The following is a 25971-nucleotide window of genomic DNA, read 5'->3' as shown; positions in this document are numbered from 1 at the left end:
CGCGATAATGTTGAAAAAACCATCAGGAGAAAAAAACGATGCTTCATTTACGAGTCCATCCTGATAACCCTCAAGCACGCTCAATCAGCCAAGCAGTAGAACGAATTCGCGCAGGCGATGTGGTGGTGTATCCGACCGACGCCGCTTATGCCATTGGCTGCCAGATTGGGAATAAAAATGCCATGGAGCGGATTGCTCAAATTCGCGGTCTTGGGGCCAAACATCAATATGCCATCATTTGCGCGGATCTGTCTGATATTGCCACTTATGCTAAAGTGGACAATGCCATGTATCGTTTACTGAAAAACAATACACCAGCCGTGACTACGTTTATTTTGCCTGCAACCAGTGAAGTTCCAAAACGCTTGATGCATCCCAAGAAAAAAACCATTGGTCTGCGTATTCCAAGTAACCCTGTGTGCCAAATGTTACTTAAAGAGTTAGGCGAGCCACTGCTGACCAGTACCTTAATCCTGCCAAATCAAGAAGAACCGCTAGATGATCCCTATGACATCGAAATGCAACTTTCAAAACGAATTGATGTGTTCATTGACAGTGGACTAGGTACACTCAGCACGACCAGTATTGTCGACTTATCAGGTGATCACCCTGAAGTGATTCGCCGTGGGCTTGGCGATGTCAGCGCATTTGAGTGATGCGCTGCAATTCTTCGCAAGAGAAACTGAATCTCACATTCTCAAGAGATCAACATGACCCTGTTTATGGTTTTGCTCAATCTCCATCAATTTTCCAAGCACGATAGTTTATATGTGCAACGTCCTTGGACGCTTGAGTCCGAGACTTTGGTGCAAAGCCTTAGCTCAATCAACTGCATTATGCGGGAAGATAATCGGTATAGTTATTTCCTCCCGATCACGACCATCCAGCAATATTTCAAATACCTTGAACCCAAGAATCTCTGCCTATAAGACAGCTGTCAGCGCATCATTGAATTGGCTCTACAAGCACCAGAGTAAATCTTGTCTTTGGCGTTAACTGACATTAATTTGAGCTTCAGTTACTCTCTTCACGCTTTCAAACCATTTATAAAAAAAGCTTTGTCCATAACTACTCTAATATCAATAAATCTGTATCACCCATCTACCTATATGCAGCAAATCGATTATTTTACAAACTTCAAGACTGTACCCTAAGTGCGCCAAGTCCTCTTAAACCCAGCCCATTTCTGCAAATTGAGCTACGACATCAGTGGATAAAAAGCATCACACAAATAAATACTCTATATTTATTTACAGCTTTTTTTGTTATTTGGTCGGTGAAATCATGTATTCACACTGCAATTTGTTTTACACTAAGCCCTATTAAAATTATGTATTTTTTAAATCACCTCTACTTTTTCTCCTAAGTACTGATTCGAAAAAACATAATCATGCCTTTGAAAATTCGCGTGGCCAATAACTGTAATGAATCAATCCGTCCATAATGCCATGGAAGATCTTCCACAAATCCGTGTTATGGATGAGTGGCATGACTCCATTCCTGAGGATTTATATATTCCTCCTGCTGCATTTGAAATTCTCCTTGAGCATTTTGAAGGGCCACTCGACTTTCTGATTTACCTGATTCAAAAAAATGGCTTTGACTTATTACAGTTAGATATTGCCCCGATTGCAGCGCAATACCTGTCTTATATGGATGCCATGAAGTCGCTGAACATTGAGCTGACAGCAGACTATATGGTGATGGCTGCGCTATTGGCTGACTTAAAGTCACGGTTGCTATTGCCAAAAGCACCCAATGCAATCCAAATTGAAAAAGATCCGAAACAAGAGCTGATCGACCGTTTAGAAACTTATCTCCGTATTAAACAAGCGGCTGAACGCTTGGGGCACATGCCTATATTAGAGCGAGACACCTTCTCAACCAATGTCAGCTTAGGCCAAACTCTAGATAATAATGACGGTCATGATGTGCAACAACTACGTGATGCACTGTTCTGCGTGTTTAACCGACCTGAGCCAATCACCCATCAAATCGCACAAGAACCTGTTTTACTTGAAGAGCGTATGGCTTTTATTGAAAGCAAAGTCGCTTCAGGTGAAGTTTTAGTTTTTGAATCTTTGCTGCGTCCCATTCAAGGTCGTATGGGCATGGTCGTGACGTTTATGGCCATTTTAGAGTTAACCCGTCAGCAACGTATTCAAATTGTGAGTTCAGGTGTTGAAGCACCGCTTTCGATACAAGGAGTCAAAAAATAATGTTAGAACAAACCACTCCTGTAACGAATGAAGATAACTTGCATGAAATTTTGATGCAATTAGAAGCGATTATTTTTGCCAGTGATGCGCCTGTTTCACTTGCGCGATTGAAAGAATCGTTCCAAAATCAATATAGCAAACAAGATTTACGCCAGTTTTTACAACAACTTGTAATGCTACAGCATGGTCGTTCGATTGAACTGATTGAAACTGCTCAAGGTTTTCGTTTTCAAGTTCGAGCAAAATACCGTCAAATTGTTGCACAAACATGGCCAGAGCGACCAACTCGTCTCTCGCCATCACTACTCGAAATGTTGGCCGTGGTTGCGTATCATCAACCCGTCACTCGAGCAGATATAGAACAAATTCGAGGAGTCTCAAATAACAGTCAATTGTTACGAACGTTATTTGATTGGAACTGGATTAAAGAATCTGGTTTTCGTGAACTCCCAGGAAGACCTGCGTTGTTAGTTACGACGCCCCAATTTTTAAATGCATTTGGCCTAAATTCTTTAGGTCAGTTGCCTCCCCTGCAGGATGCCAAGGAAGCTTTTATGGCGCTCGATGCGAATGCACCGAAGTCGTAAATAGGTGAACTGTTGATGATAATTTCTAAGGTTATGCTGTCATGAGTGAAAAGTTGCAAAAGGTACTCGCACGAGTTGGTTTGGGTTCTCGCCGTTATATGGAAGAAGTCATTGCCGCTGGTCGTGTGAGTGTCAACGGCCAAGTTGCCCAAGTAGGCGAACGTATTGAACCAGGTGATGAGCTTCGCATCGATGGTCGTAAAGTATCGTTCCAAATTGAAGACGAGATTCGTCGTCGTGTTCTGATTTACTATAAACCAGAAGGCGAAATTTGTTCACGTAACGACCCTGAGTCACGTCCAACGGTATTTGATCAATTACCTGCAATCGCGAATGATCGCTGGGTGATGGTAGGTCGTCTGGATATTAACTCAACAGGTCTACTGTTGTTCACGAATGATGGCGAGCTGGCAAACCGCTTGATGCACCCATCAAACGAAGTTGAACGTGAGTATGCTGTACGTGTTATGGGTGAAGTGACGCCGCAAATTAAGAACAACATGCTCAAAGGTGTGGTGTTAGATGATGGCCCAGCGAAGTTTGAGTCATTCTCTGAAATTGGCGGTGAAGGGATTAACCGTTGGTATCAAGTGGTGGTAAAAGAAGGTCGTAACCGCGAAGTACGTCGTATTTTTGAATCGCAAGGTTTAAAAGTCAGCCGTCTACTCCGTACACGTTATGGCACGGTTATTTTACCGCGTGAATTACGTACGGGTCGTTGGATGGAGTTGGACAAAAACGACATCGACAACTTAACCAAAGCGGTTGAGTTAAAACCGCGTCAAGGCACTGGTTTGTACGGCATGGCAAAACGTCGTACTGAACGTATGCAAGAAAAACCAATGGCTGCACGTCGTGGTGGTTTCTTACGTCAACAGCGCCGTGACAATGAAGATGAAGGCCAACAACAAGCGAAGCCTGCCTTCAACCGTGATCGCCGTGAAAACCCAAATGGCTACAGCCAACGTCGTCACGACAATGCACAAACAGGTTATGGTCAACGTGAACCACGTCAAAACTCAGGCTATGCACAGCGCGACAGTCGTCCAGACAACTTTGGCAACAAAGGTACCTATGGTCAGCGTGACACACGTGACGAAAATGCACCCCGTAAACCTTTTGGAAATAAAAGCTTCAAGAAATTTTAATTTCTAAAATCAAAATTTGAGCCACTTTCGAGTGGCTCTTTTTATATGTGTTTACAGTGCAATAATATCGCTTTGTGTTCCGAAGTGCGAAGAAGATGTAAGCCCTCTTAAAAACGCCCAATTTATTGAGCGTTTCATTACCCCACTCCCTCTTCACTATACTCCCTGCGGGATAGCACTAAGCAAGCGCTTGGTATAATCATGCTGTGGTGACTGGTACAAATCATCAGAATTGGCTATTTCCACCAAATCACCATGATTCAAAACCATGATTTGATCTGAAATATATTTCACTACAGACAAGTCATGTGAAATAAAGATATAACTTAGACCAAACTCATCCTGTAAGTCTTGCAGCAAATTCAATACTTGGGCTTGTACCGAGACATCCAACGCAGAAACTGACTCATCACAAATTAGAATTTCAGGTTTTAAAGTTAGGCAACGCGCGATTGCAATACGCTGACGTTGCCCACCAGAAAACTCATGTGGATAACGATAAAAAGCCTGTGCAGGTAAGCTCACGCGTTCTAACAAGTCCAACGCCATCTGTTTGCGTTCAGCATCATTCGCACCAATCCCATGCACCTGCATCGGCTCCATTAAAATCTGCCCGACAGTAAAACGTGGATTGAGTGATGCATAGGGATTTTGGAAAATAATTTGAATCTTGCGTTGATACTGAGCAAACTCTTTTTCTGACATAGCCAAAATATCTCGACCTTCAAACAGTGCTTTTCCTCCTGTCGCCTCCTGTAAACGCATCAATAATAATCCGATGGTGGTTTTCCCCGAACCAGACTCCCCCACCAAGCCCAAGGTCTTGCCTTTTGCTAACTGAAAAGTAACACCTTTGACCGCTTGAAATTCATCCTTACCGAACAATCCTTTTCGACTAAAGAATGACTTTTTAAGATCACGTACATCTAAAATGATCGGTTCTTGGCCTGTTAAACCTCGTTTTCTTTGTTGAATTGACTCAACATCGACACTATGCGTTTCAACATAATCATCACCCTTTTGTTGCATAAAGTCACTGATCATCGGCAAACGCATGGGACGTTTAGATAGCTGCGGGCGACAGTGCAACAAAGCTTTGGTATAGACATCTTGAGGTCGTTCAAGTACATCTTTCACCCTGCCTTGTTCACGAATTTGGCCATGCCGCATCACGATCACCTGATCAGCAATTTCCCCGACCAAAGCCAAGTCATGGGTAATAAACAGCATCGACATTTGATGCTTCTTCCGCAAAGACTCCAGCAAATCTAAAATTTGCTTTTGAATGGTAACATCCAGTGCTGTTGTCGGTTCATCGGCGATCAAGAGTTTGGGTTTACAGGCAATCGCCATGGCAATCATGACGCGCTGCTGCTGTCCACCTGACAACTGACCCGGATAAGCATCAATCTTGGTTTCAGGAGATGGAATTCCAACTTCTATCAAGAGTTCTAAAGCACGTGCACGTGCCTGCTTACGACTCATGCCCAAATGCAACTGTAAAATTTCGGCTATTTGTGAACCCACCGTAAACACAGGATTTAAGGATGACATCGGCTCCTGAAAAATCATGGCAATATCTTTACCACACTTTTTCCGCATTTCACGGCGTGGTAAATCGAGTAGGTCTTGCCCCTCAAACAGAATTTTACTGTCCAAAGCAATTTGACTGCTTTCTGTAGGTAACAACCCCATGGTGGCTAGCGATGTGACCGACTTCCCACTCCCTGACTCCCCAACCAAAGCCACAGTAGTATTCACTGGAATACTAAAACTGATGCCTTTGAGCGTTTCAATGTACTGCTTTTCTTCATTTTTGAAGCTGACACGCAAGTTTTCCACCTGAAGTAAGACTGGCGCTGTCATATCATTGAGTTCAGACATTCTCATGCTCCTATTTCAGTTTTGGGTCTAATGCATCACGCAATGCATCGGTAAACATTGAAAATGCAGTGACCAGAACCGCCATTGCCACAGAAGCAGCCGCTAACTGCCACCACTTACCTAAAATCAACTCACTTTGCGCCTCATTCAACATACTGCCCCATGACACCACACCAACAGGGACACCAAAACCAAGGAAGCTCAAAATCACTTCTGACTTAATAAAGGCCACCACTAAAATTGACATTTGAACCAGTGCAATATGACTGACATTGGGAAATATATGCACAAAAATACGTCGGCTATGACTCACCCCAATTGCCTTTGCCGCCAGCACATATTCCCGCGAAGTATGCTTCATATATTCGGCACGAATTAAACGATATACCCCCGTCCACCCTGTTAAACCCAAAATCAAAACAATGGATAAAATGCCTTTTTGTTGTAGTACTGCGGCAATCGCTAGCACCAAGAGCAAATAAGGAATCGAGGTAAAAATGTTATAAAACCAGTTCAAGACATCATCGACCCAGCCACCAAAATAGCCCGAAATGGCACCTAGAACGGTACCAATTACGACAGCAAGAAAAGCGGCGACCAAGCCAACAATAATGGATGTTTCTGCACCTTTAATGGTTTTCAATAAAACACTCTGTCCCCATTTGTCAGCACCTAAAACCAAGCTTGGCTTGAGTTCCGCTTGCTGATCCAACAAATGCCCATCCAAGGCTTGGTCAATCGCTTTCATGTCTTCAGCTAAAGGATCAACAACCCCATAGTAATCAATAGCACCACCTACACCCTGTTCAGCCGCAATTTCTGCATTGAGCTCACGAATCACATCTTTCAAAGGATCAACAGGGTTTTCAGGCACAGCCGCTTCGACTTTTTGCGCTTCGCTTTGCGGGAGTGGCACTACAGCCGCCCCGATAAACGTAGGCGGTGCATAACTCACAGCGACTTCTTTATTCCAGTCTTTTGCAATTAAGCCAGTCGATGACAAAATTAAAAGCAGAAAATAAAACAATACGATCAGAAGTGAAAACATGGCGATACGATCGCGTTTTAATCGGCGCATAGCGAGTTGCCATAGCCCTGTAGATGCTGTTGCAGGTTCAGCAGTATCTGGTTTTCTTTTAATGAGAACACTGAGCATAATTCACCTACTTCAACTGTACGCGAGGATCGACCCATTTATAAATCAAATCGGCAATCAAGTTGAAAAACATCGTTGCGAGTGCAACGTACACAGTAATGGCTTTAATCACAGGAAAATCACTACGCTCTACCGCAATAATGACTTCACGACCAATACCCGGAATACCAAAGAAACGCTCAATCAAAAATGCACCAATCAACAAAGCAGGCAAACTTGCCATCACGTCTGTAATAATCGGAATTGAGGCATTACGTAGCACATGCACACCTAAAATGCGCCGTTCACCAATCCCTTTGGCACGTGCAGTACGAACATAGTCTTGATTAACCTCATCCAAAACAAAACTACGATACAAGCGTAAAGTCGGGGCAATACTGACCACCAACATGATCAGAATGGGCAATAAAGCATATTTAAAGAGGTTTTCGCCAAAGCTATCGCTCCAGCCTTGGACTGGAAACCAGCTCAACTGATAGGCAAAGACATACTGGAAAACAATGATATACACCAAGATACTGATCGACATGCCAATCGTACACAGCATCATCACCATACGATCTGTTAAACTGCCGCGCACCGCTGCTACCGCCAAAGCCAACACAATAGAAATGATGGTTTGTAAGATCGTCAGTGGAATGAGCAAAGTCAGCGAAGGCCCAAGTCGTGTCGTAATGATTTGCGATACTGACTCCCCTGTACTCCAACTCAGCCCATAATCAAAAGTCAAAATCTGCTTAATGAAAATCCATAATTGCACATAGTAGGGTTGATCCACCCCAAGCTGCTGTCGAATATTTTCAATCTGTTCAGGGTTCGACATTTTCCCCGCCAAAATATAGGCAGGGTCACCACCTACCCAGTTAAACAAGAAGAAAATCAGCAATACCACCCCAAGCATGGTCGGGATCATTTGCCAAATTCGGCGAATAATATATGCCAGCATAAAAATGCCCCTTATTTCACCCGTTGACCGGTAATTTCATCGAAAAAGGCTTTGTTATCAGGCTCACGACCCAAAAAGTCTTTGACCAATGCTTTGGCAGGTTTTTGACCACCTTGGGACAAAATCGTTTGACGATAGTGCTGTCCCACTTCAGGGTTATTTAAGTTATCACCAAAGGCTGAAAGCATGTCCAACGCCATCACTTCTGACCACATATAACCGTAATAACCGACTTGATAACCGCCCATGATGTGACCAAACTGCCCTGGAAACTCAGTGGTCGGAACATAACCCAAAGCTGTTGCACCTTCCATTTTTTCCCAAACATTTAAGGGCTGAACGTCTCGTGCATCACTGCCATGTAGTGCCATGTCATACTGTGCATACAACGTCTGACGTGCATAATGTAAACCACGTCCATAGCTATGCACGGCATTAAGTTTAGTAATCAATGCATCATCCACACGTGGGCAGTCAGGTTTACAATAATCTGCCACCTTTGACAAAGTTTCTTTGCGTCGTGCCCATTCCTCATACATTTGTGACGGTGCTTCGACAAAGTCTCGTTCAACCGAAGTTCCTGACTGAGAGGAAAAACGTGTGTTAGATAAAATGCCATGAAGCGCATGACCAAACTCATGTACGAAGGTTTCAAGTTCATCACTATTTAAACCATTGCGGTTAAAGTTGGTGACCAGTGCTGAAATCGGTTTGCGCCCAGTTAGGCTACTACCACCATAAACACCCCACACAGCAGCATGCCCATATTTGCCTTTACGTGGAAATTTATCCATATATAAGCCACCGAGCAGTTGCCCAGTCTTGGCATCGGTCACATCGTAATATTCCACTTCATCTTGCCAAACATCAACTTTGGCAGGCTTAAACTTGATGCCATACAAGTTTTCAGAAATCGCAAACAGCCAATCTTGAGAAGCTTGAGTTGGGAAATACTGACGTAGCTGCTCTTGGTCGACCTGATACTTGGCTTTGCGTAATTTTTCACTCCAATATGCTTCGCTCCAACGTTCAATACTGGCTTGCTCAACAGGAATATTTAAACTTTGGGCTTTAAACTCACGTAAAGTTTGAACTTCCTTTCTCTCTAGGGGCGCCACGGTAGCATGCACCTCTGCCAAGAATTTATTCACGGTTTCAGGGTTTTTCGCCATCCGACTTTGTAGTACCCACTCGGCATAACTAGACTTACCAAACAGTTGTGCTAGCTCATAACGTAAGTCCATGGCTTGCTTCAGCAGTGCTAGATTTTTCTCACCGCCACGTCGGGTAAATGCAATTTGATAACGCTTACGTGCATCATCGTTATCTGCCAACTCCATAAAAGGACGATAATCTGGATACTCAAACCCGAGTAAATAATTACCCTTGTCATTTTTCTTTAAGCCGTCGATATAACTTTGTGGCAGGCCTTTTAGCTCATTTGGGCTAAATTCGAGTTTTTCAGGATTATCACGTACATTACGTGCATACTCTTGTTCAATTTTTGCCAGTTCATCAAAAATCGCTTTTAAGCGTGCTTGTTTATCTGCTGAAAGCTGTATCCCTGTTTTTTCAAAACCTTCCAAAATATCTTCACGGAACTTGGCTTCAATTGGATCAGCAATTTTAACTTTCTTAATTTGTTGGTATAGCTTTGGATTTTGATAAACATCGGTTTGGAATTGGCTAATTTTAATTTCACAGTCTTCAGCCGCTTTACGCAGTGCCTCATCAGGGTCAACATTGCTATACAGACCAATCGGGCCGTAAAAATCTTCAAATGATGCAAAAATACGATCCCATTCAGCCAATACAGGCGCTGCTACCGTTTCGTTTTTAAGGGGCTTATTTTCAAACGCTTTGAGTTGCTTTTTCACATCCGCAATTTTGGCATTACACAGCGCAGGGATATCTTTGGCTTGAAAGCTCGGCAAGGTTTGGCGCTGTGCTGTTTCAGCCAAAGCCATCTGATTCATCCCTAGGCCCAACATGCACAATGCGGTGAATTTAAAATGTTGCTTTTTCATCATGACTCCAGTTTTATTTAATTTCTATTTCTTCAAATCAATATCGATATACATCCACTCTGCTGGCAGTATGGGATGCTTTTTAAATCCAATCACACGCGGTTGTGCCAAGATATTTCGATAACGTGCGCCAATCACCTGCACAGGCATATACACTTCCAGCAGGCGTGACATTTTGGCGTAGATCGCATCGCGTTCTGGGCTCGGTGTCATCTTCTGAGCTTGTTCATATAAGCGGTCATATTCAGGAATTTTGGCGCAGCCATTGTTGGTGATTTTGATGTTCTTGCCATAAAACAACTGCATAAAGTTATCTGCATCAGGATAGTCTGCTATCCATGCTGATGCCTTAAACATGGTTTTACATTGTTTTTCTAATTTCAAAGCTTCAGCAAAAGGCAGAGACTTGGTGGTCATTTTGATTTTGATGCTATCTAAAGTTTTTTTCCAAAACTCGGCCTGTTGTTGACTGCGTAAATTATTGCCCGAAAGCGTCATCTCAATCACCAAAGGTTTCCCATTCGGCTGAGTACGCCAACCATCAGCAGCGACTTTATAGTGATAACGATCTAATAATAAATTTGCTGCTTTGACTGAATAAGGAATGCTACTTCGATAATTGGGATCGTAACCGATCACACCACTTGGAATCGGTGCTTGCAGTTTTTGCGCATCACCTTTTTGTAAAATATTGATATAGTTATCGGCTGAAAAAGCCATCGCCATAGCACGGCGCAGGGCAATTTTATCTTTACTTAAACCGCCAACCACTGGGTTTTGCATATTCCAATAATGATAGTCAATCGAAGGGTCCGTGATCCTTGACAACTGTACACCTTTCTTAACCAACTCAGGTTTTAGTCTCCCATCTTGTAAGGCCTGAACTGTCAGCTCACCATCAAGGGCAAACAAATCTACTTCATCTTTAATAAAGGACAACCATCGCGACTGGCCCTCTTCCATCACTTGAATATCAATCACCCCTATTTGTGGCATCTTTTTGCCTTGCATGGCTTTGACGATTTTTTGGTCTTCAGGCGTACTGGCCTTAAAGTTCCAAACAAAACTTCGGAAATCAGGATTGGCCTTTAAAATAATCCGCGAACCTGGCGTCCAACGGCTGAGCATATATGGCCCTGTACCTATTGGATGCCCCATCACAAAACCCGCTTTGTCACGATATTTTTCGATGACTTCCCGTGCAACTGCACCTGCAGGCTGATGCGCAAGCAGCATCGGAAAGTTCTGATCGGGGCTAGTCAGACGAATGACCAAGGTATAACGGTCTGGTGTTTGTAAGCCTGCGATAGGTTGGTCGTAATTGAATTCCCCTGTTTTCTGTGCTTGTTTCAGCAAAGCCTCCATCCCTAAGATTCGCCCATCAAGCAACCAACTGTTGGGTGAACGCAAGCTCGGATCCAGTAAACGCTTAAAGGTATATACATAATCGGCCGAAGTCAGCTCACGCTTTTTACCTTTAAACACGGGGTCAGCAGCAAAATAAATCCCCTTTTGCAAACGAATGGTATAGGTCAATCCATCTGCACTCACCTCAGGTAAAGCTACAGCTGTTCGTGGTACCAATTTCGCAGGTGAGGCCAAATAATCGTAAGTAAATAAAGTTTCAAAAATCGAACCGTTAACATGTGCAGAGTACAAGTCATGCACGCCCGCAGGGTCAAAGCCTGTTTCAGCCACAGGAAAAACATAACGTAAAACTTTTTTCGGGTCTGCAGGACTTTGCGCAAAACTGGAAACTGAACTACTCAGCAGAATGCTGCCTGCCAGAATGCTCAGCCCCCATCGTTTAAATTTCTGATTTAGATTTTTCATTGTGTTCGATATCTCAATTATTTTTTTACGGGCTGAATATCAAGATATTGCCAGTTGGTATTCATCATCGGATGGGCTTTAAACCCCTGAACTTGTGGATGTAACAACCAATTTCGAATGCGACTGTTATGAATAATCCATGGATTATCCGCTTCAATTTGGCGACTGAGTTTTTCATAAAATGGTTGTCGCTGAGATGGTGGCAAGGTCATCGCCTGTGTATAAAGTGCATCATAGGCTTTGGACTGATAGCAACTGAGATTGCCCTGCGCCGAATTGGGTCCATACAGCAATTGAGCAAAGTTTTCCCCTTCAGGATAATCCGCAATCCAAGCCCCACCCCAAACCATATACTTACATTGCATCGCAGCTTTTAAGTTATCGGCAAAGTTACTCACCACAAAGTCGGCACGGATACCAATGGCATCTAAATTTTTCTTCCACAGTTCAGACTGAATCACGGAACTGGAACTATTTTCGGTCATAAACTTGAGCGTTAGAGGTTGACCATTGGGTAGGTTGCGATAACCATCTGCCGCTTTTTTATAACCAAAACGATCCAGTAATTTATTCGCCAAGAGCGGGTTATAAGCCACGCTGCTGCGATAGTTGGGATTAAAGCCTTGTACCCCCTCAGGCACCAACATTTCAGACTTCACTGCCTGCCCTTTATACAGTTGTTTAATCGCTTCTGCTTGGTTATAGGCCAAACTAATTGCGCGTCTTAATGCAACTTTTTCAAGCCCAAAACCACCAACTGTAGGATCTTGCATATTAAACATGGTGTAGGTGATTTCAGCGTCTTTATTGGGAAAATGCTGAATGCCCTGCTTGACTAGTTCAGGTTTGAGTTGCTTACCATTCAAGGCTTGCGGCACCGCATTGGACGTAAGTTTATCAAAGTCGAGTTGTCCCGATTTGAATGCAAGCCAACGTGACTGCTCTTCTTCAATAATACTGACATTGACTTTACCAATTTGCGGCATTTTTTTGCCTTGCATCTCTTTGGTCAGACGCTTGTCCCAACTCGAACCTGTAGGTTTAAAGTTCCAAATAAAACCACGGTATTTCGGGTTTGCTACCAGCTCAATACGACTCCGCGGTACATATTTACTCAACTGATAAGGTCCTGTCCCCACTGGATGCTGCGCAATTCGATCCCCATAAAACTCCACTACTTCCCGTGCTGTTCCGCCAAATGTGGCATAAGCCAAAATATAGGGAAAGTTATAGTCTGGACGGGTTAATGTAATCTGCAATGTGTATTTATCAATCGCCTTTAGGCCAGAAATCGTAGCATCATAATTAAACTGACCTGTTTTCTTGGCTTGGGCAACAGCAGCATCTCCACCGACAATCTTGCCCTCAATAAAAGAATAAGTCGGTGAGCGGTTTTTCGGATCCATAATCCTCATCATGGAATAAATATAATCTTGCGCTACCAACTCTCGCTGCTTGCCTTTGAATGCTACATCATCGCTAAAATAAATCTTGGGCTGAATTTTAAAGATATAGACTTTGCCCTCTTGTTCTATTTTTGGCATCGACACTGCTGTGTTTGGAACCAATTGAGCTGGACGTGCCAAATAATCGTATTTTAAAAGCGGTTCAAAAATGGCTTGGGCAATACTACCACTATAAAAATTATAGGTTTTAACCGTATCAAAACCATCATCAGGCGCTTCATAAGCGATATTTAATACTTTGTTTGGATCTGCAGGCGACATTGCATAGGCAGAAAAGCCAAAACCCATCGCAAGGGATAAAGCAGCAAGCTTCAGTTTTTTTGAATTCAAGTTCATACCTATATACATCTTTTTTTTTAAGCAAGGTGATCTCATGCCATCCATGTTCAATGTCAGTATTATATTTTTAAGACAACACCGACAAGAACTTAAAACATAAACCCATGTTTTATATATTAAATTTTAATTATCAAAATTTAAAAAACGGACATGGGCAAATATTCACCTCAGCAACAAAGCGAATATCATGCCACGCCTATTTTTTTATCATTCTAATTTAACATTTTGTAAGAAAAATTTATGGATATTAATTAGTTATAAATGAGAGATTCAAATCACATCGGAATATTTTGCCAATTAGTAGCTATTTTTAAACATTCGGTTTGAATAAACTATTGCACAGATTTAATACACCAATGATTCAAATTCGAACATTGCAAGAAATGTAAAAAGCTAAATAAAACATCACAAGTTATTATTTATTAAAGATAAATGTAAATATTTCAATACAACTAAAAATCAAATTTTGTATTAAAAAGTCAAAAATTCACGACTCATTTTTGATCACTTATTATATGAATAATCATTTTATGATTATTTTTTAATCAATTTATAAGTAATTTTTTGCCATTTAAAATTTATAAACTCCAGAAAAATGAAGTCAAGTTACATAAATACATCTAAATAATAAAATAAAACAATATTTTCCAATAACTTAATTCACAGTCTTTTGTCTATCCCTGAAAGTTGGCATTTGCCTTGCACTCCCTCAGCACAGCAATACCGCTAAATATAGAAAAAGAAGGGTTGAATTTACGATGCAAAAAAACAAACTTGTTCGATCTATGGGGACCCCAACCATCAGCAAATCACTACTTAAACTAAGTACCCTGACTTTAAGTATGATGTGTTTGTCTTTAGCTCATGCAGAAGAAACCGAAAGCTCAGTCTCAACAGAACCAACTAAAAAAGTTGCTAAAGTGACTGTCACTGGCTCCTCTATCAAAGGAGTTGCAGCTCAAAGTTCTTCACCCATTACCGTCATTAAAGTCGAAGAGCTTGCTCAACAAGGCGTCACAACTGCCGAAGAAGCCTTAACCAAAATTAGTGCCAACCAAGCCGGTTACACAACCGCGCAAAACGTGGGGGCAAGTAATACCTCTGGTTCAACAGCTAACTTGCGTGGCCTAGGTCCAGACAAAACCTTAGTATTATTAAACGGTCGCCGTTTGGCTTATAGCCCTTTTAGCACCTCAGAAACCAACCTCAATACGATTCCTCTAGCAATGGTTGAACGAATTGAGGTCCTTCGAGATGGTGCATCCGCGGTATATGGCGCCGATGCCATTGCTGGGGTGATTAACTTCATTACCAAAAAACAATATGAAGGTTTCGGTATCAGCAGTGGTGTACTCAAACCAGAAGAAAAAGGAGGAGAAGAATACGATGTCTCTATCTTTGGTGGCTATGGCGACTTAGACGAACAAGGTTTTAACGTATATGGTGCGATCAGCTACCAAAAGTCTAAAGAAATTATGGCTAAAGACCGTAAAGTTAGCCGTCGTGGTGGGCTTTTACCTGAATTAGGGATCAATGCTGGCTCTGCGAACGGTTTTCCTGCTAACTTTTATGATCCAACCAGTGGTGTATTAGCCAACCCTTACGGTAATTCCAACTGTAATAACACTTCTAATGTCGTTGCGGAAGATGGTCTGTGTTTTTTAAACACTCAAGCCTTGATCGGTATTCAACCAGAAACAGAAGACTTATCGGCACTAGGGCGTGCAACTTTCAAACTCAGTGACCAATTCAACGCGATTGCTGAATATGTATATGCAAAAAATGAAGTCACTACCTCAATCGCACCCGATGTCTATAGCCGATCTGTGACACTTCCCAAAGAAAGCCAATACTATCCAGGGGAAGGTATCACTCCTGATGTTCCTGGTTTAAGTGGTGACCCTTTACAACTCTACCTACGCTCACAAGCGGGTAACCGTGTTTCTAAGACAACCAATGAATCACATCGTATTTTTGCAGGGATTGAAGGTGAAGCATATGGCTGGAACATCGACAGCGGTGTGACCTACGCAAAAGGTAAAGCAAAGGACAGTTTCGTTAGTGGCTATTTAAATCGTAGTAAACTGCAAGAAGGGCTAGATAACGGCACCATTAACCCCTTTGGTCCTTCAGCAGATTCAAGTGTTTGGAATTCATTAGAAGTCAGCGGCACGACCAATGATGCGACCTTAGACTCTACTACCTTTGACTTTACGGTCAGCCGTCCAATTTTCACCCTTCCTGCGGGTGACGTGGGCTTTGCCTTCGGTGGTAGCTTTACCACACAAGACTGGGAAGCAAAGGTAAATTCAGACCTTGTTCGACTTGTCCCTGGTAGTGGTATTGACCCAGACAAACCTATCAGTAAGGGTGACCGCGACATTACAGCCGTTTTCTCAGAGCTACAAATTCCTATTACCTCTACTTTAGAAGCGCAACTTGCAGCACGTTATGATGACTACAGTGACTTTGGCGACACCTTCAACCCGAAAGTGGGTTTACGCTGGGAACCTTTAAAACAATTAATGTTCCGAAGTACTTACAGTACAGGTTTCCGTGCGCCAAGCTTATATGAAATTAATGCTCCGCAAAGCCAAACTTACACTGGAGCAAAATACGATGACCCTGTGCTCTGTCCAGGTGGCGTAGCAACTTCACCACAATATCAAACAGAATGTAATACCCAGTTTAAGCGTATGCAAGGTGGTAACTCTGAACTTCAACCCGAAGAATCAACCACATTTACAGCAGGCTTTGTTTTTGAGCCCCTTAAGAACCTAGTCTTAGCGGTCGATTACTACAATATCGAAATCGAAAATCTTATTGGCTTAACGGGTGAAACCTCCATTTTCGAAGACCCAACCAAATATGCAGATCGCTTTGTACGAGATGCAGATGGCCGTATCCAATACATCAATACCACTTTAATGAATACTGGCGGCATCAAAACCGAAGGAATCGACATTAGCTTAGACTACCTCACTCCTATGACATCAACAGGTCGGTTTGGCTTTGGAATTAATGGGACCTATGTCATCAAAAATGACTACCAAGAAGAAAAAGATGGAGACTGGGAGGGCTTAGTGGGCGTTTATGATGACCCTGCTGTACTGCGCTGGAAACATACTGCAAACATCAACTGGAGCTATGAAGACTGGAAACTGGTTTTTGAACAGCAATTTTTCCGAGGTTATCACGACCAAAATGCAACAGGTGAAGAAGGCTATGATAACCACAAAGTTCCAGACTATACCCTCTACAACATTGCAGGCACCTATAAAGGTTTCAAAAACTTAACCCTAACAGGTGGTATCAAAAACCTATTTGATGAAGAACCGGCTGCATCGAATGTTCTAGATAACTTCCAATACGGCTATGACCCACGTTACAGCGACCCAACAGGACGTACTTTCTATGTAAGAGGTACATATACGTTCTAAGCGGATCTGAACCACAGATTGAAGTATTCAATCTGTGGTGATGTTTATAAATGCTCAACTTTAACCAGATATATATGGGTTTTCCCAAGTGCAATCCAATGCTTTTAAAAAGTAGATTTGGCTTAAATTTTAGGAGTAACTATGGGCACTACATTTGAAGATTTAGAAAAAAACTCCGCCAAAAAACTCACAGGTATTGGCGTTGTGATTTTCTTACATGTCCTTGTTGGCTTGGTGCTAATGGCAGGTTTGGCAAAAGATATTGTCAAACCCTCAACCGAACCAGTGGAATTGGTCATTTTGCAAGATATCAAGCCACCTGAGCCTGAACCACCTAAAGAAATTCCACCAGAGCCACCGAAAATGGTGGAAAAAGTGGCGCAACAGCCTGACCCCAAACCTGTAGAAAAAGTAGTCCCAGTGCAAAAAACAGTTTCTACACCCGTCACTAAACCGACTGTAAGTACGCCGACGCCAGTTGCATCATCGCCTTCTCCAAGCCCATCGCCAATTCCGTCACCGACTGCCACTGCTCCATCACCTGCACCCAAACCCACAGGTGTTACACGTGGAGTATCGGAAGGTGAAGCTGGATGCAAAGCACCAAGCTATCCACGGGAAGCAGAGATGAGTGGCATTTCTGGCACCGTACTGATTTCGGTCTTTGTAGATACCAATGGTAAGGCACAAGAAGTCAAAGTGAAGCGTTCAACAGGTGACCGTACTTTAGACCGTGCTGCAACGAAAGCGTATAGCTTGTGCACATTTAAACCTGCAATGAAAGATGGCGTAGCTCAAAGCGCTTGGTTTGACATCCCATACGAATTTGTTCTCGAATAATTGAAAGAAAATTAGCCAACATTAGGAGTTACACAATGCAAAAATTAAAAAACTTTACCGCAGCAAGCATACTGGGAATGAGTACATTACTTCCTCTACAAGCTGTTTTCGCAGAGGAAACTGCTTCGCCCACGACAGCATTGACTACACCAATCACCACGACTGAAAAATCAGCAATACCTGTTCCCCCACCTTTAGCTGAAAAAGCAACTACGGCTTCAGAAAAAGTACATAACCCTTATGGCTTAGAGGCCATGTGGAAAGAAGGTGATCTGGTGTCTAAAGTGACGCTGTTTATTTTGGTGATTATGTCAATTGGGACATGGTACATCATCATCACCAAGTGCTTACAACAAGGCAAAATCCGCAAGCAAGGCCAACATGCCGATAAAAACTTTTGGGAAGCAACCTCTCTCGATACTGCAACTGAAGGCTTAGATAACGCCAGTGTGTATCGCTTTATTGCTGAAAAAGGCATTAAATCCACAAAAAACCATGGTGGAACATTATTAGAACGGATCGACTTTAATACTTGGGTCACCATCTCAATTCAACGCGCCATCGACAAAATTCACAGCCATTTAAGTGGTGGGTTGGCTTTTCTAGCAACTGTAGGTTCAACCGCACCTTTCGTGGGTTTATTTGGTACCGTTTGGGGCATTTACCATGCGTTAACGGCCATTGGCGTATCGGGTCAAGCATCTATTGATAAAGTCGCAGGCCCTGTCGGTGAAGCCTTAATTATGACTGCAATTGGTTTAGCCGTGGCTGTTCCAGCAGTGCTTGGTTACAACTGGTTAACCCGTCGGAATAAAGCCGTGATGGAAGAAGTCCGTACTTTTGGTTCAGACCTGCATGCTGTGTTGTTAAGTGGTGAAATCAGCACCAACAATCCTGTTAACCGTGACATGAAATAAGAACATGAGGAATCAGCCATGGGAATGACGGTAAATTCAAATGACAGCGATGATGATGTAATCGGAACAATTAATACCACCCCTCTGGTTGATATTATGTTGGTTTTGCTAATTATTTTTCTCATTACAGTGCCTGTTGCGGTTCATACCGTGCCAGTCAATTTGCCTGAAGAGAAGAATGTGCCTTATGAAACCAAACCTGAAAATATTCAACTTGCAGTCAATAAAAATGGGGATATTTTCTGGAATGAAAGTTACATTGCCGATAAAGCCACTTTACTCTCTCGGTTACAGACAGAGGCACAAAAGAGGCCTCAGCCCGATGTCCACATTCGTGGTGACCAGCTTACGCCATACGATGCGATTGACCAGGTCATTAGTACAACACAGCAAGCGGGTATTGGCAAAATCGCCTTTGTCACCACACCGCCCTCTTCACCTTAATCAAAGAAGGATTCAGCTATGGGTATGAATGTTGGTTCCAACCAAGATGATGAAGATGTCATGATTGATGTCAACATGACGCCTTTAATTGATGTCATGTTGGTGTTGTTGATTATGTTCATTATCACTATTCCACTACCAAACAACGCTATTAATATCAATCTACCCAATGGTACGCCACCACCGACTCAGGAGAAACCACCTGAGATTGTAGAATTACGTCTAGATGCTCAAGGCAAAATGTTTTGGAATGAACAAGCTGTGGAGTCTAAACAAGCGCTCGAAGCCTTGTTTCAAACCGTTGCTCAAAAGGCAGATCAAGACCAAATCAAACTCAAAGCTGACCGCGCAACGGAATACAAATACATTGCGATGGTCATGGCCGCAGCTCAACGCCTTGATGTGAAAAAAATTGGAGTCGTGAGTAATCAATAAATAAAATCGACAAAAAAACCGCTAACAACTTTTGCTGTTCGCGGTTTTTTTATTTTTTAGAGACCCTTCGAATTACTTCAATACGGGGATGTCCATCCACAAGGCTTGCGGAAAATGTGCCGCCAAATAAGCTTTTAAATAGGTCGCAGTATCTTTAGAAATGAGTTCATCTTGTGACTCATCATTTAAATTATAAGCTAAAGCATAGAGCTCTAAACCACGACTTTTCAGTGCCTCTAAACTTAAAATGGTATGATTAATACTGCCCAAACGCCCCGAACTTACCAAAATCACAGGCAGTTGCTTAGCTGCAATATAGTCAATGCTAAGCAACTCTGTGGTTAAAGGCACCATCAAACCACCCGCACCTTCTAACAACACCACTTCATATTTTTCAGCCAACTGCTGAGTAGCACGCTCGATTTTTGCAAAATCAATCTCACGACCATCTATTTTAGTCGCTAAATGTGGCGATGCAGGATAACTAAAAATTTCAGGCATAGTCAGCTTACTGTCATCTTCAGGAAACCAGCCCATACCCATAATTTTGCGGTGCTGTTCAATGTCTTCAGAGACATCAACATTGCCAGTTTGCACTAACTTTTGGGTAATGGTTTTCTTGCCTTGTTCATTCCAAAGCTTGGCTAAATAGCCTGTGGTATAGGTTTTCCCAATGCCTGTATCGATTCCACTGATAAAGTAAACTGATCCAGTCATGACATTCTCCGTGCAATACAATAAATAGGGTGATAACTCAGGCGATAATGAATCTGCCCTGATGTATCGAGTTGTGAAAACTGTTGATAATCTTGATAAAAGCGTTCGAGCGAGTGCTTGGTCCAACGAAAGTTAGAGGCAGTTGCCGTGACACCAGTGGCTTTTAAATGTTGGAGTACCTGTTTCGGTGTCGCAAAGTCTAAGGATTCAATCTGTTCAGACAAATGCAGAACTTCAAAACCTTGATTTTGCAATTTTTCGCGCAATTGTTCGATATTTACATAATCTAAACCTTGCCCCGTTAAAGTCTTAATCTCTTGTAAATTTCGCTCACCAAAAGTGGAAAAACAAAATAGCCCTTGTGGAAGCAGACTGCCATTCGCTTTCTGGAAAACAGCAGCAAGATCCGTCATCCACTGCAGTGCAGAGGTCGATACGATCAGTTCTAAATGAGTTGGAAAAATAAGCTGTTCAATGTCACCCAACAACCAGTCTATATTTGAACAACCCTGAAAGTGTTGTTGTACCTCTGCATATAAGTCATTCAGTAAATAGTGTGAAATTTGGAAATCTTTCAGCAAAAGATGGCTTAAATTGCCTGAACCACAACCAATTTCAAACACTCGCTCAAATTGCGTTTTAACGGTGTAACATTGAATTAAATCAAAAAGCCGTCGTGCAATTTGCTTTTGCACAATCGCATGCTCAGTGTAACTTTGCCCTGCCTGAGCAAAGCGCAATGCGACTTGGGATTTATCAATCTCTGAATTTTTCACGACTCACTCACAACAACTGAATCAACTGATCTAAATCAGTATGGCGAACTTGAGCGGTCAAGGAAATACGTAGTCTAGAACTATGGTGCGGCACAGTCGGCGGTCGTACAGGCATAATATAAAAACCTGCTTGTTGCAAAGCTTTCGCCTTCTCCACCGTTTTGCTCGAATCACCGATGATCACAGGCACAATTTGAGACGTTGAAGGACAATCAAAACCTTTGGCCTGAACTGCTTGCTGTAGGCGCTGACTGATACTGTGTAAATGCTGACGTGAATTATTTAACTGCAAGACTTGTTGTAAGATAAAGTTACTCCACGCCATGCAGATCGGCGGTTGTGCCGTACTAAAAATCAGTGGGCGCATAGTATTGATGAGATAGTCTCGAATCACAGGATGACAAATCAGATAACCACCAATTGAAGCCATAGCCTTACCCAAAGCACCAACTAAAAAGTCGATCTCATCAATCACTTGGTATTGCTCGGCACAACCCAAACCTTGCTCACCACGCACACCAATACCATGTGCTTCGTCGACATAGAGCATGACTTTTTCAAACTGTTTTTTAATGCGGACCAGTTCAGCCAAATCGGTTTCATCACCATCCATACTAAAAATGGACTCGGTCACCACAATGATTCGCTCAAAAGCATCATCGGCATGATACTTCTGCAAAAGTTGGGTTAAATGTGCCAAGTTATTATGACGATAACGTACCAACTTCGCTGTCGATAAACGAATACCATCAATCATGCTAGCATGGATTAATTTATCAGCCAGAATTAAGGTTTTACTGTCCGCTAATGCAGGTAAAATACCAATATTCATGTGATAGCCGCTGTTGAATACCAAAGCAGCTCGACCATGAAAAGCCTGACTTAAGCTAGCCTCGAACTGTTCATATTCAGGAAAATTACCCGTCAATAAACGTGAAGAAGCTGAACTCATCCAGCGCTGTGCATTCGGTGTTTCATCGAAAAACTGCTCTCGTAATTCGATATTTGCAGCCAATCCTAGATAATCATTCGATGCCAAATTCAACATCTCATGATCATGGATTCGAATCATCCGTCCCTGCTGCACATTGGGCGTAAACTGACGCAAATTGCCTTGCTGTTTAAGCACATCCAGTTGTGTTGCAAAATGCTCTATATGCTTCATACAACAGGCTCCTGCATCTGCATGACCACTTCAACCAGTTGCTCAAGTAAGGTTCTGAGTTCTTGTGGGGTAATTACATAAGGGGGCATCACGTAAACCAGTTTTCCAAACGGCCGTACCCAAATACCCCGGCGGACAAACTCCTGTTGCAAGGTCTTCATATCCACATTAAAGGTCAGTTCAACCACACCAATGGCACCCAGTACACGAACGTCATGGACATATTCAAGTGACTGCAAAGGTGTCAAAGCGCTATGCAATTGTGTTTCGATGCGTTGAATATTGTTTTGCCAATCTTGTGAGATGAGGAGTTCTGTACTTTTCGCCGCCACCGCACACGCCAAGGGATTGGCCATAAACGTTGGGCCGTGCATAAACACACCCGCTTCGCCTCGACTGATGGTTTCAGCAATATGCTTTGTGGTTAAGGTTGCAGACAAAGTCATATAGCCGCCTGTCAAACCTTTACCCATGCACATAATGTCAGGTTCGACATGCGCATGCTCCCAAGCAAAGAGTTTCCCTGTCCGCCCAAAACCCGTCGCAATTTCATCAAAAATCAGTAAAACACCGTATTTTTCACAGAGCAATTTGGCCTGTCGTAAATACTCAGGATGATAAAAACGCATCCCGCCTGCACCCTGAACAATCGGCTCAATAATGAGCGCAGCGATACTTTCATGCTGTGTTGCTAAGGTGTTTTCAAGCTCACGAATGTCCTCTTGATCCCATGCTGCATCAAAGGCAACTTGCGGTGCAGGAACAAAAATACGGTTGGGTAAGCTTGAGCCAAAAATTTGATGCATCCCTGTGACAGGGTCACAGACCGACATCGCATTCCATGTATCACCGTGGTAGCCCGAACGTGGGGTGACAAAATTGGTTTTGCCTTGTTTCCCAAGCGACGTCCAATACTGAACTGCCATCTTTAACGCCACTTCAACTGCAACAGAACCTGAGTCTGCATAGAAAATTTTATCTAAACTTGGCGGGGTGATTTGCAACAGTAATTTGCCCAATTGAATGGCGGGATCATGACTAAAACCACCAAACATAATATGCGACATGTTTTGCAGTTGATCCGTCACAGCCTGATTCAGTTCAGGATGGTTGTAGCCGTGTATGGTACACCACCACGAAGACATCCCATCAATCAACTGACGACCATCCTCTAGCTCAATGGTTGAACCAAAAGCTTTTTTAACTTTAAAGGTAGGGAGCGGATTGGTCATCGAGGTATAAGGATGCCAAATATGTTCTCGATCAAATGCTAAATCATCTAACTCAGCATCCAATTTGGCATGAATTTCAGTCATCCTTAACTCCATATCGACTACAGTTACAGCAAAATTTCAATTTGACTGATCTTAAACCTGCGCGCATCAAAAAGAAATTGCGATATCCGCCACTCAGCGAATTGTTTAAGCCATTTTTTGTAAATATTGGCAGATTTGGTCAGTTACTTCATCGACATGAAAAACTGGAAGTCCATGTGAACCACTTACAAGCATTGAATCTAAAAAAGTTGCACCTAAAGCTTTTAAATTATCCAAGACTTTGTAGCTAACTAAAAAATCTTGCTTGGCCAACAGATGGAGTTGATGTCCCGTATATTTTTGTAAGATCTCAACCGTATTTAAATGTTCTAAACAATTTAATCCATGTTTTAACAGATCTAAAGACTGAGGCTGAATCAAACTTTGCAACTGTAAAAAATCTTGCTTGGTGGTTGCCGTCCCTTGGCACACCATAAATCCAAATTTCTTTAAGGTTGCAATCGCATCTACTTCAAAGGATTGTTTAAAGCTTTGAAATGTCGCTGGACTCATTGCAGTTTGCCAGTTTTCATGCGCCACAAAGCACGGATTTGAAGCCAAAGTGATTAATATTTTTTGCTGTTGATACTGCTTTTCCACAGCTTCGACCAATAAAGTCGCCAGTTGTCCCCCCAAAGACCAACCGATCAAGACATCAAAATCTTTGGCTTGTTCAGCATGTTGCTGCAACACCTGTGTATCCAATCCATTAAAAATATTGATCAGCTCAACCGAATGGCCTTTGTGCTGCAAAGCATGAGCCAAAGCTTGCAGTAACTTGGTCCCACCACCCCAGCCTGTGATGAGTAAAATACGTTGATTCAATGCCGACTCTAAAACTATAAATTTCAAACAGTATGAAACATCAGACTCCATTGCAAAGCAAGCCTTTTGAATAAGCACTAAATTGAGCTGGAGAAGTTCAGAGTTGAATCTGAGAATATCAGCACTTTAGCGCCTTAAAATTTGCTAAGATCAAGTCAATACTTTTCAGGACAGCCTACATCATGAAAATAATGCAAATGGCAACGATTAGCTTAATTTCGCTAGGTGGTTTCTGGACTATCAGTAGCACCACTTATGCAGCACCCGCTTTTTCAAGCGCTTCATCAGACCAAAAACAATGGGTAGGCAAGCCCGCACCGAGTTTTAAATTACAAGATCAAAATACCAAATGGCATGAGCTCAAACAATATCAAGGCAAGTGGGTCGTTCTCTATTTTTATCCGAAGGATGACTCACCAGGTTGTACACAAGAAGCCAATCAGTTCAAAGCACTCTACCCACAATTTAGCAAAAATAATGCCGTGGTTTTAGGCGTAAGTCTGGATGATGTACAGTCACATCAAAAATTTTCGAAAAAGTTAGGGCTGAATTTCCCTATTTTGGCTGATAACAATCATCAACTGGCCAATCAGCTCGGCATCGTGCGGAACTTAGGCATCGCAAAAATTGCCAAACGTGAGACCTTTCTGATCGACCCACAAGGTACAGTGGTCTATCACTACAGCAGTGTGAATACCCAAACCCATGCGGGACAAGTATTGGCAGATATTCAAAAGTTCTCTAAAAAATGACCCATACAAAAAAACCTTCGAATTAATGTTCGAAGGCTTTTTGATTACTCAGTATGTAAATGCAAAAGTCACCTTTACATAAAGTGGCATGCATCTCTTACATCTGAGACTGAATATAGTTTTGTAGACCAATCAACTCGATTAAACGTAATTGTTTTTCTAACCAATAAGTATGGTCTTCTTCGGTATCTGACATTTGTTGACGTAACATGTCACGGGTAATGTAATCACCCTTTTCTTCACACAATTTTACGCCTTGCGCTAATTTTTCACGTACATGATATTCAAGCTTTAAATCGGCTTTTAAGCATGAAACCACATCTTCACCAATTTCAACGTCATCACGTTTCATATTCGGTGTGCCTTCCAAAAACAAAACACGGCGAATAATCGCATCTGCATGCTGTGCTTCTTCTTGCATTTCATGATCAATACGTTCAAAGATTTTGCTCAAACCCCAATCTTCATACATACGTGAATGAATGAGATATTGATCGCGTGCAGCCAATTCTCCACCGATCAACATATTTAAGTAGTCTACGACTTCAGGATTGCCACGCATTTCAAAATCTCCATTCTCTAATGTAACCATTATGGACACATTTAATTCACTTTGCAAAAGATAAATTATGTAAGCTTATGATTTTTATAAAATTAAAATGAGAAACATACGCATTTGCAGTATGAGTCATCAAAATAATAGTTATAAAAGAAGCCTTTGCAAAACTTCATCCCTTTT

General features: G+C 42.3%; 22 protein-coding genes. 10 read left to right on the top strand and 12 right to left on the bottom strand.

What is annotated here, in order from left to right; translation table 11 throughout:
- The first annotated feature begins 38 nt into the window (after nt 1-38).
- From CDG62_RS06350 to rluB, 4 genes are all read left to right on the top strand, one after another.
- Complete coding sequence (locus tag CDG62_RS06350; RefSeq protein ID WP_004695345.1) at nt 39-656, top strand: L-threonylcarbamoyladenylate synthase; 618 nt, start codon at nt 39-41, stop codon at nt 654-656.
- A 768-nt stretch (nt 657-1424) separates the two neighbouring features.
- Nucleotides 1425-2219 carry a segregation and condensation protein A gene (locus CDG62_RS06340; RefSeq protein WP_087528116.1) on the top strand — a complete coding sequence of 265 codons (795 nt, stop codon included), beginning with the start codon at nt 1425-1427 and terminating at the stop codon, nt 2217-2219.
- On the top strand, nt 2219-2806 hold the full coding sequence (gene scpB / locus CDG62_RS06335) for an SMC-Scp complex subunit ScpB (protein WP_087528117.1): 588 nt from the start codon (nt 2219-2221) through the stop codon (nt 2804-2806). The genes CDG62_RS06340 and scpB overlap by 1 nt, the downstream gene beginning before the upstream one ends.
- 41 nt (nt 2807-2847) lie before the next feature.
- Nucleotides 2848-3954, top strand: coding sequence for a 23S rRNA pseudouridine(2605) synthase RluB (gene rluB / locus CDG62_RS06330; protein WP_087528118.1), 1107 nt, complete (start codon nt 2848-2850; stop codon nt 3952-3954).
- 156 nt (nt 3955-4110) lie between these two features.
- Here the strand turns inward: rluB and CDG62_RS06325 are convergent, their stop codons facing one another.
- The 6 genes from CDG62_RS06325 to CDG62_RS06300 are packed head-to-tail and all read right to left on the bottom strand — an operon-like array spanning nt 4111 to nt 13602.
- The gene (locus CDG62_RS06325; RefSeq protein WP_087528119.1) at nt 4111-5838 is read right to left on the bottom strand and encodes an ABC transporter ATP-binding protein; all 1728 of its coding nucleotides are present in this window, start codon (nt 5836-5838) and stop codon (nt 4111-4113) included.
- Between the two features lie 10 nt (nt 5839-5848).
- The gene (locus tag CDG62_RS06320; protein WP_087528120.1) at nt 5849-6994 is read right to left on the bottom strand and encodes an ABC transporter permease; all 1146 of its coding nucleotides are present in this window, start codon (nt 6992-6994) and stop codon (nt 5849-5851) included.
- Nucleotides 6995-7001: 7 nt separating this feature from the next.
- A complete protein-coding gene (locus CDG62_RS06315) occupies nt 7002-7940 on the bottom strand; it encodes an ABC transporter permease (protein WP_086208726.1) in 939 nt (312 codons plus the stop codon).
- Between the two features lie 11 nt (nt 7941-7951).
- Entirely contained in the window at nt 7952-9967 is a 2016-nt protein-coding gene (locus tag CDG62_RS06310; protein WP_087528121.1) for a M3 family metallopeptidase, read from the bottom strand.
- Nucleotides 9968-9991: 24 nt separating this feature from the next.
- A complete protein-coding gene (locus CDG62_RS06305) occupies nt 9992-11800 on the bottom strand; it encodes an ABC transporter substrate-binding protein (protein ID WP_087528122.1) in 1809 nt (602 codons plus the stop codon).
- A 17-nt stretch (nt 11801-11817) separates the two neighbouring features.
- Entirely contained in the window at nt 11818-13602 is a 1785-nt protein-coding gene (locus tag CDG62_RS06300; RefSeq protein WP_087528123.1) for an ABC transporter substrate-binding protein, read from the bottom strand.
- Between the two features lie 761 nt (nt 13603-14363).
- Between CDG62_RS06300 and CDG62_RS06295 the strand changes: the two genes are divergently transcribed.
- The 5 genes from CDG62_RS06295 to CDG62_RS06275 all read left to right on the top strand — a co-directional run bounded on the left by CDG62_RS06295 (nt 14364) and on the right by CDG62_RS06275 (nt 19681).
- Nucleotides 14364-17045 carry a TonB-dependent receptor gene (locus CDG62_RS06295; protein ID WP_087528124.1) on the top strand — a complete coding sequence of 894 codons (2682 nt, stop codon included), beginning with the start codon at nt 14364-14366 and terminating at the stop codon, nt 17043-17045.
- A 141-nt stretch (nt 17046-17186) separates the two neighbouring features.
- On the top strand, nt 17187-17885 hold the full coding sequence (locus tag CDG62_RS06290) for an energy transducer TonB (RefSeq protein WP_087528125.1): 699 nt from the start codon (nt 17187-17189) through the stop codon (nt 17883-17885).
- 35 nt (nt 17886-17920) lie between these two features.
- The gene (locus tag CDG62_RS06285; RefSeq protein WP_087528126.1) at nt 17921-18802 is read left to right on the top strand and encodes a MotA/TolQ/ExbB proton channel family protein; all 882 of its coding nucleotides are present in this window, start codon (nt 17921-17923) and stop codon (nt 18800-18802) included.
- 18 nt (nt 18803-18820) lie between these two features.
- Nucleotides 18821-19246: an ExbD/TolR family protein gene (locus tag CDG62_RS06280; RefSeq protein ID WP_087528127.1), complete on the top strand. Its 426-nt coding sequence runs from the start codon at nt 18821-18823 to the stop codon at nt 19244-19246.
- Nucleotides 19247-19264: 18 nt separating this feature from the next.
- Nucleotides 19265-19681 (top strand): ExbD/TolR family protein, encoded by a 417-nt coding sequence (locus tag CDG62_RS06275; protein ID WP_087528128.1) that lies wholly within the window; start codon nt 19265-19267, stop codon nt 19679-19681.
- Between the two features lie 72 nt (nt 19682-19753).
- Here the strand turns inward: CDG62_RS06275 and bioD are convergent, their stop codons facing one another.
- The 5 genes from bioD to CDG62_RS06250 form a co-directional block, all read right to left on the bottom strand.
- Nucleotides 19754-20398, bottom strand: coding sequence for a dethiobiotin synthase (bioD, locus tag CDG62_RS06270; RefSeq protein ID WP_087528129.1), 645 nt, complete (start codon nt 20396-20398; stop codon nt 19754-19756).
- Nucleotides 20395-21174, bottom strand: coding sequence for a malonyl-ACP O-methyltransferase BioC (gene bioC, locus CDG62_RS06265; protein WP_087528130.1), 780 nt, complete (start codon nt 21172-21174; stop codon nt 20395-20397). The genes bioD and bioC overlap by 4 nt, the downstream gene beginning before the upstream one ends.
- A 7-nt stretch (nt 21175-21181) precedes the next feature.
- On the bottom strand, nt 21182-22339 hold the full coding sequence (locus CDG62_RS06260; RefSeq protein ID WP_087528131.1) for an 8-amino-7-oxononanoate synthase: 1158 nt from the start codon (nt 22337-22339) through the stop codon (nt 21182-21184).
- Nucleotides 22336-23655: an adenosylmethionine--8-amino-7-oxononanoate transaminase gene (bioA, locus tag CDG62_RS06255; protein ID WP_087528132.1), complete on the bottom strand. Its 1320-nt coding sequence runs from the start codon at nt 23653-23655 to the stop codon at nt 22336-22338. The genes CDG62_RS06260 and bioA overlap by 4 nt, the downstream gene beginning before the upstream one ends.
- Before the next feature lie 105 nt (nt 23656-23760).
- Nucleotides 23761-24507 carry a YqiA/YcfP family alpha/beta fold hydrolase gene (locus CDG62_RS06250; RefSeq protein WP_087528147.1) on the bottom strand — a complete coding sequence of 249 codons (747 nt, stop codon included), beginning with the start codon at nt 24505-24507 and terminating at the stop codon, nt 23761-23763.
- 164 nt (nt 24508-24671) lie between these two features.
- Here CDG62_RS06250 and CDG62_RS06245 point away from each other — a divergent pair, with 164 nt between their 5' ends.
- Nucleotides 24672-25232 carry a peroxiredoxin gene (locus tag CDG62_RS06245; protein ID WP_416232140.1) on the top strand — a complete coding sequence of 187 codons (561 nt, stop codon included), beginning with the start codon at nt 24672-24674 and terminating at the stop codon, nt 25230-25232.
- Between the two features lie 97 nt (nt 25233-25329).
- On the opposite strand, the gene ftn is transcribed toward CDG62_RS06245, so the two are convergent.
- On the bottom strand, nt 25330-25794 hold the full coding sequence (ftn, locus tag CDG62_RS06240) for a heteropolymeric bacterioferritin subunit Ftn (protein ID WP_087528134.1): 465 nt from the start codon (nt 25792-25794) through the stop codon (nt 25330-25332).
- Nucleotides 25795-25971 lie beyond the last annotated feature (177 nt).

Source organism: Acinetobacter sp. WCHA55 (genome assembly GCF_002165305.2).
Lineage (GTDB): Bacteria > Pseudomonadota > Gammaproteobacteria > Pseudomonadales > Moraxellaceae > Acinetobacter.
Note: the sequence above shows the minus strand (reverse complement) of the source record. Positions and strands in the feature narration are given on the sequence as shown.

Excerpts from the sequence above, each read along its gene's own strand:
- CDG62_RS06350 (WP_004695345.1), top strand. The coding sequence starts at position 39 with ATGCTTCATTTACGAGTCCATCCTGATAACCCTCAAGCACGCTCAATC.
- CDG62_RS06340 (WP_087528116.1), top strand. The coding sequence starts at position 1,425 with ATGAATCAATCCGTCCATAATGCCATGGAAGATCTTCCACAAATCCGT.
- scpB (WP_087528117.1), top strand. The coding sequence starts at position 2,219 with ATGTTAGAACAAACCACTCCTGTAACGAATGAAGATAACTTGCATGAA.
- rluB (WP_087528118.1), top strand. The coding sequence starts at position 2,848 with ATGAGTGAAAAGTTGCAAAAGGTACTCGCACGAGTTGGTTTGGGTTCT.
- CDG62_RS06325 (WP_087528119.1), bottom strand. The coding sequence starts at position 5,838 with ATGTCTGAACTCAATGATATGACAGCGCCAGTCTTACTTCAGGTGGAA.
- CDG62_RS06320 (WP_087528120.1), bottom strand. The coding sequence starts at position 6,994 with ATGCTCAGTGTTCTCATTAAAAGAAAACCAGATACTGCTGAACCTGCA.
- CDG62_RS06315 (WP_086208726.1), bottom strand. The coding sequence starts at position 7,940 with ATGCTGGCATATATTATTCGCCGAATTTGGCAAATGATCCCGACCATG.
- CDG62_RS06310 (WP_087528121.1), bottom strand. The coding sequence starts at position 9,967 with ATGAAAAAGCAACATTTTAAATTCACCGCATTGTGCATGTTGGGCCTA.
- CDG62_RS06305 (WP_087528122.1), bottom strand. The coding sequence starts at position 11,800 with ATGAAAAATCTAAATCAGAAATTTAAACGATGGGGGCTGAGCATTCTG.
- CDG62_RS06300 (WP_087528123.1), bottom strand. The coding sequence starts at position 13,602 with ATGAACTTGAATTCAAAAAAACTGAAGCTTGCTGCTTTATCCCTTGCG.
- CDG62_RS06295 (WP_087528124.1), top strand. The coding sequence starts at position 14,364 with ATGCAAAAAAACAAACTTGTTCGATCTATGGGGACCCCAACCATCAGC.
- CDG62_RS06290 (WP_087528125.1), top strand. The coding sequence starts at position 17,187 with ATGGGCACTACATTTGAAGATTTAGAAAAAAACTCCGCCAAAAAACTC.
- CDG62_RS06285 (WP_087528126.1), top strand. The coding sequence starts at position 17,921 with ATGCAAAAATTAAAAAACTTTACCGCAGCAAGCATACTGGGAATGAGT.
- CDG62_RS06280 (WP_087528127.1), top strand. The coding sequence starts at position 18,821 with ATGGGAATGACGGTAAATTCAAATGACAGCGATGATGATGTAATCGGA.
- CDG62_RS06275 (WP_087528128.1), top strand. The coding sequence starts at position 19,265 with ATGGGTATGAATGTTGGTTCCAACCAAGATGATGAAGATGTCATGATT.
- bioD (WP_087528129.1), bottom strand. The coding sequence starts at position 20,398 with ATGACTGGATCAGTTTACTTTATCAGTGGAATCGATACAGGCATTGGG.
- CDG62_RS06260 (WP_087528131.1), bottom strand. The coding sequence starts at position 22,339 with ATGAAGCATATAGAGCATTTTGCAACACAACTGGATGTGCTTAAACAG.
- bioA (WP_087528132.1), bottom strand. The coding sequence starts at position 23,655 with ATGACTGAAATTCATGCCAAATTGGATGCTGAGTTAGATGATTTAGCA.
- CDG62_RS06245 (WP_416232140.1), top strand. The coding sequence starts at position 24,672 with ATGCAAATGGCAACGATTAGCTTAATTTCGCTAGGTGGTTTCTGGACT.
- ftn (WP_087528134.1), bottom strand. The coding sequence starts at position 25,794 with ATGCGTGGCAATCCTGAAGTCGTAGACTACTTAAATATGTTGATCGGT.